Below are 13,245 nucleotides of genomic sequence, written 5' to 3' on the forward strand. Positions count from 1 at the left end.
ACGGAAATCCGGCACCTGGCGGGATTTATTCGCTAAAACTGTTTTCTCTCACGTCCAGTCAGGGTAGTCTCATAAGCAAGCCTTATTTTTTGGCAATAACTTTGTGAGTATTTACGACACCAATCAAAACCTATAACTACAAATGATGTAACAAGACAGGATAACTATGGATACAACACTTGCCTCTTCTGCTTATGAAGAGCATACCGTTGCATTGTCACGCGCAAAACGGGCAGCCTGGGGGAGTTTCGCAGGCGCAGTGGTAGACTGGTATGACTTTTTACTCTATGGCATTACTGCGGCACTGGTTTTCAACCATGAATTTTTCCCGCAAATAAGCCCGGCGATGGGTACTCTGGCAGCATTTGCCACCTTCGGCGTGGGCTTTCTGTTTCGCCCGCTGGGCGGTATTATTTTTGGGCATTTTGGCGACTTACTTGGCCGCAAACGCATGCTCATGCTTACCGTCTGGTTGATGGGCTTGTCAACCGCCTGTATTGGTTTGCTGCCGTCTTTTGGTTCTATCGGTTGGTGGGCTCCTGCCCTGCTGGTATTGCTGCGTGCTATTCAGGGTTTTGCCGTTGGTGGCGAATGGGGTGGCGCGGCGCTGCTGTCTGTTGAAAACGCACCTGTTGGCAAAAAAGCCTTTTATAGTAGTGGTGTCCAGGTAGGTTATGGCGTGGGGTTATTGCTCTCTACGGGCCTGGTTTCTCTTATTAGCCACTTCACCAATGACAGTCAGTTCCTTGAATGGGGATGGCGTATTCCGTTCCTGTTCAGTGTGGTTCTGGTACTGGCCGCGTGGCGTATTCGTAACGACATGGAAGAATCTGTCGAATTTGAAAAACAGGCGGTAACAAAACCGGCCTCTGCCCGCCGCACGTTGCCGGTAATAGAAGCGATTCGCCGCCACCCGGGGAGTTTTTTACTGATTATCGCCCTGCGGCTGTGTGAATTGCTGACGATGTATATCGTTACTACCTTTGCGCTGAATTACTCCACAGTTAACCTCGGCATGCCCAGGGAGCTGTTCCTGAATGTTGGGTTGTGTGTGGGGGCGATCAGTTGTTTCACCATTCCACTGTTCGCCCTGCTGGCCGATAAATATGGACGTAAACGGATTTATATAACCGGGGCACTGATTGGCGCGGCCAGTGCGTTTCCTTTCTTTATGGCTCTGGAAGCTCATTCGGTTGCTGGCATTATCATTTGCTCCCTGCTGCTGGCAAACCTGGCGCATGATATGGTGGTGTGTGTTCAGCAACCCATTTTTACTGAGCTGTTTGGCGCCAGCTACCGCTACAGTGGTGCCGGTGTTGGCTACCAGGTTGCCAGTGTGATTGGCGGGGGCTTTACGCCGTTTATTGCTGCGGCCCTGGTCACCTTCTCACAGGGTGCCTGGCACAGTGTGGCAATTTACCTGATGGCCGGTTGCCTGTTGTCTGCCGTGGTTGCGTTTTTGATGAAAACACCGGCGACCAATAACGAGTAACATGCCGCCCCAGTCAGGCTCATTGCCCTGGTAACAATGCGATATTTTTAGTCTGATGGCACAGGTTTTTCTTTCGATAAACCTGTGCCCGTTCAGCTATTTCCCACTCAATGCGCCTAGCTGTATTTCTGACTGGCTAACCAGCTCAATACTGAATTGCTCAACGGTTTTTTGCTGTTCCATTGCCAGGGTTCTTAACCTGCTGTAAGCCGAGTTTTCATCCAGCGTAAAGTGGCGCATAAGTAACAGTTGTGCAGAAAAGACAAAGCGCCTGGCCTTAAGGCGCTCTTCCATTTTCTGTACACTGGCTTCAAGCAACTGGCGATGTTGCCAGTTATGCAACGCCAGCGAAACCGCAGTCAGTAGCCCATCGTAACGCACGGGTTTACGCATATGCCCGTCAATCCCCTGGGCAATCACCCATTGCAGGCGGGATGGCGTTTCGTTGCCAAGCAGCGCGATTCGGGGCAACACAGGCCAGGGAAAAGCGTCGCCACCGTTCAAATCCGGGTTATCACTGTCAAAAATCAGCGCATCAACTTGCGCGCTATCGTTGTCAAGGGAAGATGCCACCAACCGCCGGGTTTTCATACCCAAACGCAGGCACTGTTGCTCAAGGTTCTGTGCTGTTTGCTCATCACACCCCACCAGCCCGAGAGACAACCCACGCACTCGCCAGGTATTTTTTCTCATCCGCCCTCCTGCTCCAGCGGAGACGGGTTCTCCACCAGTTCATTCAGGTCAACCCAGGTTAGCCAGGGGTCGGGTTTCACGGGCTCAGGTGACTGCCACAAGATCTGAAAACGGCCATCGGCACCGCAGCGTGCAAGGCGGGGCGTTAGCCAGGCATGGTTATTTTCCGGGTCAATTCGTGTACACCCTCCTGGCCCTTCAATTACGTCCTGATACACAGCCTGGCGTACATCAGCGACATCGGCAGAATGTGCCCGGGCAATGGCCCGCGCCAGAAAATGCCCGCTCAACCAGGCCGCTTCGGAATCCACGGAAGGCGAGCTGTGCTCACCAAAACGCTCGCGATAACGTTGCAAAAAGCGCTGGTTTTCTTCGCGCTCAATACTCTGGAAATAAACGGCAGATACCAGGTAGCCCTCCAGTGCGGCGCTGCCCACGATATCCACTTCAGGTTCACAGAGTGTGAGGCTCAGTTTCACGCGTTCCGGAGAACGCAGCCAGGCATGCTCTGCTGCCGCTGCGTGCCATGCCTGGTAGAAACGGTATGCAGTGACACCCACCAGAGTGACCAGTACCACAGGCGGGCGTTTTTCAATGATGTCATCAATCACGGCCTGAACATCGGTTTCACCCAGCGCCAGCAGGCGGCTTGCCAACAGCTCCCCTCCCACTGGCTCTATTGCCTCGCGGGTGATACGGTCAATTTCCCATGACCAGACGTAATTGGAACCAACGTGGTAAATTTGAGGTTCATATTGCTCCAGCACATATTTAATCATGGGGATAACGTGCTGGTTAGGTGCGGCACCAAGGTACATCACATTGTTGCTGCTTTCGAAACCTTCATAGCGTGCTGAATGCCATAACAACGCATCGGCACTTTCAATCAGTGGCAGGATCTGCTTGCGTGATGCCGAGGTATAGCAGCCCACAATGTGTTTCACACCATGGCGATGCAATAATTCACGGCAGTATTCCGCGTATTTTTCCAGCGAACCGGCCGGGTTAAGCACCACCGGAGCCAGGGTAAAATTGTAGTCAGGCGACGCATTCGCCTCTTCTATTGCCAGCAGAATGCCATTAAGCATCTCACGCCCGATAACACCGTAATGTCCGGAAAGGGAATAAAGGATCCCTACCGGCACAACGGTTTTTTTCTCTTCTGCCTTCAATGAATCGGGGGTTGAAATCACGAATCCTCCGGGTAAAAACAGGCCGGGGCATAGCGCCCAACGGCCCAGGGTAACACCCGCTTACAGCGGTTCCTGCCTGGCTTTAATCAGTGGCAGGTAGCCATTTGTCTGGCGCATCGCAACCAGGTCCTTGCGCCTTACCACATTGGTGGGGTAAGGCGTATCCAGGTTGCTGGTATCCATAGTTAAGGTTACCAGCCCCTGCTCATCCAGCAACAGGCTTTCATGGCGCGGGAACGCAAAGGTATCCGGGCCAAAAATACCACTCAGGCCCAGGGATTTACCGGGCTGGTAACTGTTCGCCCAGGCCAGGTAACAGTTATTTTCCCCGGCACGCACGCGCGGAACCAGCCAGTGATATTTATCGGCACCGCGCGGGATGGGGTAATTGTGTGGTATCTCTGAACCACCATGAGCGCCCGGCGCGGGCTCGCCCATTGCCGCCGGGCAGGCAAGCAGGTCGCACCCCCGCAGAGCCAGAATACGCCCGGCTTCCGGGAAAGTAATGTCTTCACCAATCAGTAGCCCCATCCTTCCACAGGGGATATCCACCGTCACCCATTTATCACCGGGTATTGCCCAGGTTTTATCTGCTTCGCTGAGGTGGATTTTGCGGTAAGCACCCAAAATACCCGCCGGGCCAACCGCAACCGCGGTGTTGAAGCATTGCCCGGCATCAGCTTCAACCAACCCGGTAACCAGTGTCATTTTCAGGCTGACAGCCAGTTGAACCAGTGCTGCCACTTCAGCCCCGTGCAGGTGTAATGCCTGCGCAGGCCCCTGGTATGGTCCCGAGAGTGAAAACTCAGGGAACACCATGACTTCAGCCCCTTTTTCCTGTGCCGCAGTCGCCAGGTGGCGGATATGCGCCAGGTTATGTTGCACATCATGTTGTGGGGTAAACTGCCCGACAGCAATTTCAGAGACTTTCCCGTCCGGCAGTGAAGGGCGCTGGTAAAGGTTGAAAAAATCCAGTGGGTTCCAGGTGTAACTGTCATTCATCAATTCCAGGTACTTTTCCGGGCGGCGCTGGCAGAGACGAGGGGCTTTTTCGCCACGCCCCGGCGTTATCTCACCCAGCACAATACCGTCGCCACTGTCGGTACAGGCCTGAATACTGCCATCCGGGTTTATCACGCAACTGCCGCCGCTGAACTGCACACCGCGCTCCAGCCCCCAGCGGTTGCTTTCAATCAGGTAGCAGTCATTTTCCCAGGCCCGGTTAATCCAATACGGTGCCGGTGTCCGTTCCGCCAGCCAGTTGCTGATATGGCAGATAACATCGGCATTCTGCACCCCGGCCAGGCGGGCTGTTTCAATAAAATGGATATCCATGCAAATCAGCATGGCAATACACCCGACGGGAGTTTCAAATACTGCATGCCCTTTGTCGCCATTTGCCGCCCACTTCGGCTCAGAAATATACGGGTGAGTTTTACGGTGAGTGCCAATTACGCCGGACGGACCAATTAGCGCCGCCGAGTTGTAGTACAACCCGGTTTCGACATCCACTTCTGGCATACCCAGTACCAGGTAACAGTCATAACGTGCTGCCAGCGCGGCAAAGCGCCGGGTTGTCTTGCCAGGGATAGTGTCCACATAAGGCGCAATTTCTTCACGGTTTTGCCAGCAGTAACCACTTACCCCCATCTCTGGCATAACCAGCAGTTTCGCGCCCTGCTCTGCGGCCTGTTCACATAAAGCCAGCAACGCCTGAATATTTTCTTCCTGGCGAAACATCGTCGGTTCAAACTGAATCGCTGCAACCTTTACTGTCATTAGTTCATCTCCGTAGCAGACTGTTTATTGGGAGCCGGACACAGGCTGGACTGTGAAGGTGACCAGTTGGTTACGACATCCTGCGGGAATTGTGTGAAGTAGTAGCGGCCACGGGTTGCTACGCTGAAAACAACATGCAGCACCGGGCCAGCCAGCATGGAGATAAACGAGGCGTAATACATTGGGTAAGCGCCCAGAATACCGGCGGCACCAATTGCCACGGCAATCAGCAACGCGAACACTCCAGCCGGGTTCCATGAGTGCAGGTACTCTTTGCGGTATTCCACAAAATCAGAGGGAGCAAGGTTCAGTAATTTACGGCAAACCAGGTAGTCCGCCAGAATAATAAACACCCAGGTATTCGTTAAAATACCGGTAATAGACAAGAAGGTACCGGTATACTGCAGAATATTGCAGATGTAGAACACCACACCAAGCAACCAGACCAACAGCATCCACCACTGGCGTCCTGGGCGGTAGTTAAATGCCATATCCATGGTATTGGACAGTGCTATTGAACCGGAATACAGGTTCAGCACGTTAATACGAATTTGCGTAATCACCGCAAACACCACACCAACCAGTGCCAGGATGAACGGGAACACAAATCCCGGGTCCATTGCGAGCGAGAACGGGTTGGGGTTGTCGATATGCGGCATCAGCGTGTACGCCAGAAACGCACCAAACAGCATCACTACCACTATGGGCAGCAACATCCCCAACATAATGCCCGCGGTGCCTTTATGAGTCACACCAGGCTTTGCAAAGCGTCCATAGTCCGTTGCCATCAACCCCTGGAAAACAATCTGCCCATTCGCCATATTCATAACCAGCCACAACGATGTGCTGTTCACTTCACCACTGGCATGCCAGCCTGATGGCCCGACGGCATCGTAATGATGAGTCAACTGGTAGATACAAAACCCGAACAGCAGAATAAAAATGGGCACGCCCCAGGTTTGCAAGAACTGCATTGATGACATGCCTTTCCACACAAACCAAATTGCCACCAGGCCTGTGCAGGCAAAGATCATCACACCAGCCAGTGAATTCACTTCCACCCCGGAGTAATTAGCAATGGCATGAGAAACAATGGTGCCTTCAAACAGGAAGTAGAAAATGAAGTTGATGGCATAAATGGCCGAGGTAAACGCGGAGCCCATATACCCAAAACCGAGGCCCCGGGTCATAAGATTCAGCGATAACCCTTCTTTGCTCGCCAGTTTCATGATGCAGGAACCAATAATGGTTGCGAACACCACCATATAACCAATCGGCAGTAACATAGTGGGCCAGCCCACCAGGTTGCTCATATCTGCCCCAAGGCTGAACCAGAACATAGCAGTTGAGTTACCCAACAACACCAAAATAATGGCAGGTATTGGCCAGCGGTAGTGCTTTGGCACCCGGCCAACGGCGTAATCTTCCACCGCTTCGGCTTCAGTAATATCTTGTGGCCCCTGGAACCACTGTTTAAGTTTACTCATATTTGTCACTCCAAAGGCATAAAAAAGCCCCGCCAGCTCATTGAGCTGCGGGGCTTCTTTGCCTGAATTCTGTTAGTTTCACTGCGCCTTACAAAGACGCCAGCGTGGAGGTACAACGGCATGAACGGCGACGCTGCCTGCCAGGCCCAAAACGGGGCGAGGCCATGCAACCCGACTAAAGCAAAAGTAATGCCAGTTAACAGGTTTTTTCTTTAGTGATATGTTTCTAAAATCTTTTTCATAGTTTCGTACATATTCCATTTATTGCCACTACACTACCGGGGTGCACCACTGTAGTGCGTGATGGTGTTATGAAAGTGCAGCGCCACGGACGCCTCAATAATTTAGAGACCACACTCCACACCCGTCTGTAATATCTCAGCAAAAACATCAAAAAGATGTACCGGACACAGGACTTACAGCCACTCAGCACAACACAAAAAACCCCGCTACTTGCAGCGGGGACAGTTCGCGTAAGACCGGTGAACCGCAGAAAGGAAGACAAGGTTATTCCGCCCGGACGGCGGAATAAGGCGAACCGAGGCATGGATGCCGAGTCGAGCCGGCCGCAGACTGACTGCCCGGAGGTGAACGCAGTGCGCAGCACCGGTCGCCCGCGAAAAACCGGATTGTTAAGGGGCGGGCCCCTTAACACGTTCACAGGCTGTGAAGCCACATTGAGCGCATCACTTCAGGTGAACGGAAATAACCACCCCCGGTGAGCGTACTACACTGCACCGCTCGCCCGCGAAAACGGGGATTGCAAAGGGGGCGAGCCCCCTTTAGCCCGTTCACTGACTGTGCAGCCACATTAGCCACTTAACTTCAGGTGAACGGAAACAACCACACTGCAAGTGAACGGAACAGTCACCGCAGTAACAGTCATCTGCCAGCACTGAGCAAATTGCGCGCCGTGTCAGCAACACTGCTTTCTCTCACCCACTTCGCCCGGCGCCCGCAGGGGGCACTGGCCCCCTGCACCCCCTTTTGTGGCCGGCAAAATCGCCGCTGCGCGGACATTCGGCTTACCCCGGCGGCCTGTTCGGGTACCGCTCCGAGTCGGCATCCTGCCTCCCGTCGCTCTGCCTGCGTCCTGCAGGCAGCCCCGGCCCGCCAGGCACGCCTCAACGATTTAGAGGCCACACCCCACACCCGCCTGTCATATCTCAGCAAAAATAAAAGAAAACAGACAACGCACAAATCCTCCAGCCACACCAGACAACACAAAAATCCCCGCCACTTGCAGCGGGGACAGTTCGCGTAAGACCGGTGAACCGCAGAAAGGAAGACAAGGTTATTCCGCCCGGACGGCGGAATAAGGCGAAACGAGGCATGGATGCCGAGTCGAGCCGGCCGCAGGCTGACTGCCCGGAGGTGAACGCAGTGCGCAGCACCGGTCGCCAGCGAAAACGGGGATTGCAAAGGGGGCGAGCCCCCTTTAGCCCGTTCACAAGCTGTGTAGCCACATTAGTCACCTCACTTCAGGTGAACGGAAACAACCACACTGCAAGTGAACGGAACAGTCACCGCAGTAACAGTCATCTGCCAGTACTGCGCAAATTGCGCGCCGTGTCAGATGCACTGCTTTCTCTCACCCACTTCGCCCGGCGCCCGCAGGGGGCACTGGCCCCCTGCACCCCCTTTCGTGGCCGGAAAAATCGCCGCTTCGCGGACATTCGGCTTACCCCGGCGGCCTGTTCGGGTACCGCTCCGAGTCGGCTTCCTGCCTCCCGTCGCTCTGCCTGCGTCCTGCAGGCAGCCCCGGCCCGCCAGGCACGCCTCAACGATTTAGAGGCACACCCACACCCGCCTGTCATATCTCAGCAAAAACATCAAAAAGACATACCAGACACAGAACATACAGCCACACCGAGCCACACAAAAAAATAGCCACTTGCAGCGAGGGCCTGCTCGCGTAAGACCGGTGAACCGGAGAAAGGAAGACAAGGTTATTCCGCCCGGACGGCGGAATAAGGCGAAACGAGGCAGGACGCCGAGTCGAGCCGGCCGCAGGCTGACTGCCCGGAGGTGAACGCAGTGCGCAGCACCGGTTGCCCGCGAAAAACCGGATTGTTAAGGGGCGGGCCCCTTAACACGTTCACAGGCTGTGAAGCCACATTAACCACATCACTGGAAGTGAACGGAACCTTCACATCAGTCCAGGTGAACGGAAACAGCCGCACTGCAAGTGAACGGAAATCCCCCCGGTGAGCGTACTACACTGCACCGGTCGCCCGCGAAAACGGGGATTGCAAAGGGGGCGAGCCACCTTTAGCCCGTTCACAGGCTGTGCAGCCACATTTACCACGACACTGGAAGTGAACGGAAACAACCACACTTCAGGTGAACCTAAACAACCCCTTACTTTTTACCCCGCACCGCTACAACCTCCTGCGCCACATTATCCGGCGCCTCGGCATAATGGTGAAACTCCATACTGAACGTGGCGCGCCCCTGAGTCATGGAACGCAGAATAGTTGAATAACCGAACATCTCCGATAGCGGCACATCCGCCCGGACAATGCGGCTCCCAACCAGCTCTTCCATCCCCTGAACCAGGCCGCGGCGTGATGACAAATCCCCCATCACGTTACCGGCATACTCTTCCGGTGTTTCCACTTCCACATGCATCACTGGCTCCAGTAACACTGGCGATGCACGGCGGGCGGCTTCGCGAAACGCCATACTACCCGCCATGCGAAATGCCATTTCCGAGGAGTCCACCTCGTGGTAAGAACCAAAGGTCAGCGTGGCTTTTACATCCACCACCGGGTAACCTGCCACCACACCGGTTGCCAGTGCATCACGAATACCTTTTTCCACAGAAGGAATGTACTCTTTCGGCACCACACCGCCTTTGGTGGCATCGGCAAAGGCAAAACCCGCGCCAGGTTCCTGAGGCTCAACGCTGATAACTACATGGCCGTACTGCCCTTTACCACCAGACTGGCGAATAAATTTACCTTCCACATCGCTTACCGCTTTACGCAGCGTTTCACGGTAAGTGACCTGCGGGCGGCCAATTCGGGCTTCCACACCAAACTCACGTTTCATGCGGTCGACGATAATATCCAGGTGCAACTCACCCATGCCGGAGATAATCGTCTGGCCAGATTCTTCATCTGTCCGTAACCGGAATGACGGGTCTTCTGCCGCCAGCCGCTGTAACGCCAGGCTCATTTTTTCCTGGTCGTCACGGGTTTTCGGCTCAATTGCCAGTGAAATAACCGGTTCCGGGAACACCATGCGCTCCAGAGTAAGTACCGCGGCCGGGTCACACAGTGTTTCCCCGGTGGTGACATCTTTCAGGCCCACACAGGCAGCAATATCACCGGCATACAGCACATCCACCTCATGGCGGTTATTGGCATGCATTTGCACAACACGGCCAATACGCTCTTTTTTGCCAGTCCCCGGAATGTACACCTGGTCGCCTTTATGCAGCGTACCGGAATACACCCGGATAAAGGTTAACTGCCCCACATACGGGTCGGTCATCAGCTTAAAGGCCAGTGCAGAGAATGGCGCATTTTCATCGGCGGCACGGGTTACCGTTTTTTCCTGCTCATCCAGCCCACTCACTGGCGGAATATCCAGCGGCGACGGCATTAATGTCACCACTGCATCAAGCAGCAGTTGCACACCTTTATTTTTAAACGCGCTACCACACAATACCGGCTGAATTTCACTGGCAATAGTGCGGGCACGCAGGCCATCGAAAATAGCCTGTTCAGGTAACTCACCGCTTTCCAGGTAGCTGTCCATCAAGGTTTCACTGGCTTCAGCCGCCGCTGCCAACAGGTTTTCCCGCCACTCACCGGCTAACGCCTTAAGCTCCTCTGGAATGGGTTCATAACGGAACGTCATCCCCTGGCTTTCTTCATCCCAGTACACTGCGTGCATCTTGATTAAGTCCACCACGCCGGTGAAGCGCTCTTCACTGCCAATGGGTAACGTAACCGGCACCGGGTTAGCATGCAGGCGGTCTTTCATCATTTGCACTACACGCAGAAAATCAGCACCCTGGCGGTCCATTTTGTTAACAAACGCAATGCGCGGCACATGGTATTTATTCGCCTGGCGCCACACAGTTTCAGACTGGGGCTGCACCCCGCCCACGGCGTCATACACCATAACGGCACCATCCAGCACGCGCATGGAACGCTCCACCTCTATGGTGAAATCCACATGGCCTGGGGTGTCGATAATCGTAATATGGTGTGGCTCGAAATTGTGGTCCATACCCGGCCAAAAGCAGGTAACAGCAGCCGATGTAATGGTGATTCCACGTTCCTGCTCCTGGGCCATCCAGTCGGTTGTTGCCGCGCCATCATGAACTTCGCCCAGTTTATGGCTCAGGCCAGTGTAAAACAGGATACGTTCCGTGGTAGTGGTTTTACCGGCATCAATATGAGCCGAGATACCAATATTGCGATAACGTTCGAGGGGGATGGGTCGGGGCATAATGCGTCCTTAGTCTGTAAGACCAGTTTTTCGCGCAGAAACCATTTTCTGCGCTTCATCAATGAAACACATCATAGTACAACTGTACGAGTATAATCGAACTATTATTATCATTGTTGTTATTTGTCAAAACTCACCACCCTGCATACATAGCAAGAGACAGGGTGTTCAGGTATATTACGCCCTCGCCGCTCGCGGCGGGTAACAGACCACAGGAAGCCTATGAAGCACCATCCCGAACGAGAACAAATTCGCCTTGAAAATGTCCTGCTGGCGCTGGGCAACCCTATCCGTCTTGATGTCGTGAAAAGCCTTGCTGAACAGGGTGAACAAGCCTGCGGCACACTGCGGCGTGATGTGGCGAAATCCACTATGACTCACCACTGGCGCGTACTGCGCGACAGCGGCATTATCTGGCAGCGCCCACAAGGGCGGGAAAATTTGATTTCATTGCGCCGGGAAGACCTGGATGCGCTGTTTCCCGGCTTACTGGAAACACTACTGAAAATTATTTAACTGCAGGTTTTGCCCCCTGAACCCGCACCTGCAACTGATGGCGTTCATTGTAGAAGCGGCGGTATGCCAGGTACCCGGCAAGAATAGTTGAGAGACTCGCTGTCGATAGCAGCATAAATGTCACCATTATCTGGTATTTAATTGCTTTTACCGGGTCAATACCGGCGAAAATCAGCCCGGACATCATACCAGGCAAGCTCACCAGCCCCACCGTTTTTGCTGAATCCACCGTTGGAATCAGCGCGGCACGAATACTGTCGCGAATTAATTGCGCCGACGCCTGTTTCGGGGTCGCGCCCAGGCTGAGCATTTCCTGAATCCGCTGTTGTTCTGAAGAGAACCGCTGGCCGAGGTTGTTGTAGCATAACCCCACCGCCACCATCGCGTTACCGGCAATCATCCCGGAAATCGGAATAACCTGCATGGGCACAAAGGCAATCGACCCGGTAAACACCAGCACACTGAGCGTCAGCACTGCCCCACTGGTAATGGCCACGAACGAAATGACAAAGGCCTTATCAATATATTTACTGCGCTTTTTGGCATTCCACGCCGCATTCAGGCAGATAAATAACACCATCAGTACCGTCAGCAGTGCGTGGTTGACATCAAATATGTATTTCAGCACATAGCCAACGGCTACCAGTTGCACAATAGCCCGGGCAATGCTCCACACAATATCCCGCTCCAGCCCCAGCTTTTCTCTGTTACTGATGACTATTGCGACCACCACCAGCACCAAAGACAGCGCCAGCGATTCATTGGTGATGTTATGCTGATTCATGGCATCCCTCCTGTTCGCTCTGTTCCTTAAGGCGTGCCGGCAACGTAATTACATCGCCCAGTTCACGCAGTTCGCTGGTGTCGTGCGTCACCCATAACACGCCCAGGTGTTGTTCTTTTACCAACCCGGCAATCAGCTTATGTACTGTTTGTTTGTTCTCTTCATCCAGTGCGCTGGTAATTTCGTCCAGCAGTAATACCTGTGGCAAAAATTGCAGGTTACGAATCAGAGAAACACGCTGCTTTTCCCCACCAGATAACGACTGTATTGATTTTTCCAGGGTATCGTCCGCCAGGTTTACTGTTGCCAGGTCGGCGCGTAAACGGGCTTTATCCGGCTTTTTCTGGCGCAAAACCCAGGGAAACGCCAGGTTGTCATACACCGTGTCGCCAAACAGAGCCGGGGTTTGGGTGCAATACCCCACCGCCTGGCGCCAGGCTTCCGGCGTAAATGCGTCACTGGCGCGCCCGTTCAGTACCAGCGTGCCGCTATCGGGCATGAGTAAGCCACCAATGATTTTCAATAAAGTGCTCTTGCCGCACCCGGAAGGGCCGGTAATCAGGCGGCATTCACCCGCCTGCACCGCAAGGGAAACGTCGTCCAGAATAGACTGACTACCGGACTGATAACTGACATGCTGCACCGCCAATAAAGGAGAAGACGCCATTTTTCACCTGTTTTTACTGATGTTTTTCATCAGTATACCCGTGGTATGAAGCAAAATCTCTGGCGTTATTGAACCCGTTTTATGACAAAAGCAGGGGAAATCCTTGCTATAGTTATCGCGCGATGGTGGAGTCGCGGGCTTCACTGCCCCACACGCCACCATCAACAGCG

At 53.9% G+C, this 13,245-nt stretch carries 9 protein-coding genes; 2 read left to right on the plus strand and 7 right to left on the minus strand.

What is annotated here, in order from left to right; genetic code table 11:
* The first annotated feature begins 166 nt into the window (after nucleotides 1–166).
* Nucleotides 167–1,492: a shikimate transporter gene (shiA, locus tag MPHASIOC01_RS11150; protein ID WP_064594648.1), complete on the plus strand. Its 1,326-nt coding sequence runs from the start codon at nucleotides 167–169 to the stop codon at nucleotides 1,490–1,492.
* 96 nt (nucleotides 1,493–1,588) lie between these two features.
* On the opposite strand, the gene MPHASIOC01_RS11155 is transcribed toward shiA, so the two are convergent.
* The 5 genes from MPHASIOC01_RS11155 to fusA all read right to left on the minus strand — a co-directional run bounded on the left by MPHASIOC01_RS11155 (nucleotide 1,589) and on the right by fusA (nucleotide 11,108).
* Nucleotides 1,589–2,185, minus strand: coding sequence for an ANTAR domain-containing protein (locus tag MPHASIOC01_RS11155; protein ID WP_353614623.1), 597 nt, complete (start codon nucleotides 2,183–2,185; stop codon nucleotides 1,589–1,591).
* Nucleotides 2,182–3,378: a transporter substrate-binding domain-containing protein gene (locus MPHASIOC01_RS11160; protein ID WP_231889146.1), complete on the minus strand. Its 1,197-nt coding sequence runs from the start codon at nucleotides 3,376–3,378 to the stop codon at nucleotides 2,182–2,184. Before MPHASIOC01_RS11160 ends, MPHASIOC01_RS11155 begins: the two co-directional genes overlap by 4 nt.
* 60 nt (nucleotides 3,379–3,438) lie before the next feature.
* Nucleotides 3,439–5,157 (minus strand): nitrilase-related carbon-nitrogen hydrolase, encoded by a 1,719-nt coding sequence (locus MPHASIOC01_RS11165; protein WP_353614624.1) that lies wholly within the window; start codon nucleotides 5,155–5,157, stop codon nucleotides 3,439–3,441.
* Entirely contained in the window at nucleotides 5,157–6,644 is a 1,488-nt protein-coding gene (locus MPHASIOC01_RS11170; RefSeq protein WP_353614625.1) for a cytosine permease, read from the minus strand. The genes MPHASIOC01_RS11165 and MPHASIOC01_RS11170 overlap by 1 nt, the downstream gene beginning before the upstream one ends.
* Nucleotides 6,645–9,005: 2,361 nt before the next feature.
* Complete coding sequence (gene fusA / locus MPHASIOC01_RS11175; protein WP_353614626.1) at nucleotides 9,006–11,108, minus strand: elongation factor G; 2,103 nt, start codon at nucleotides 11,106–11,108, stop codon at nucleotides 9,006–9,008.
* Between the two features lie 222 nt (nucleotides 11,109–11,330).
* Here fusA and MPHASIOC01_RS11180 point away from each other — a divergent pair, with 222 nt between their 5' ends.
* The gene (locus tag MPHASIOC01_RS11180; RefSeq protein WP_036113737.1) at nucleotides 11,331–11,624 is read left to right on the plus strand and encodes a helix-turn-helix transcriptional regulator; all 294 of its coding nucleotides are present in this window, start codon (nucleotides 11,331–11,333) and stop codon (nucleotides 11,622–11,624) included.
* Here the strand turns inward: MPHASIOC01_RS11180 and fetB are convergent.
* Both fetB and fetA read right to left on the minus strand, forming a co-directional pair.
* The gene (fetB, locus tag MPHASIOC01_RS11185; protein ID WP_064594666.1) at nucleotides 11,617–12,408 is read right to left on the minus strand and encodes an iron efflux ABC transporter permease subunit FetB; all 792 of its coding nucleotides are present in this window, start codon (nucleotides 12,406–12,408) and stop codon (nucleotides 11,617–11,619) included. The two genes, MPHASIOC01_RS11180 and fetB, sit on opposite strands and share 8 nt — an antisense overlap.
* Nucleotides 12,395–13,075: an iron efflux ABC transporter ATP-binding subunit FetA gene (fetA, locus tag MPHASIOC01_RS11190; RefSeq protein WP_353614627.1), complete on the minus strand. Its 681-nt coding sequence runs from the start codon at nucleotides 13,073–13,075 to the stop codon at nucleotides 12,395–12,397. The genes fetB and fetA overlap by 14 nt, the downstream gene beginning before the upstream one ends.
* Nucleotides 13,076–13,245 lie beyond the last annotated feature (170 nt).

This window comes from Mangrovibacter phragmitis (assembly GCF_040429585.1).
In the GTDB taxonomy this organism is placed as follows: Bacteria; Pseudomonadota; Gammaproteobacteria; order Enterobacterales; family Enterobacteriaceae; genus Mangrovibacter; species Mangrovibacter phragmitis.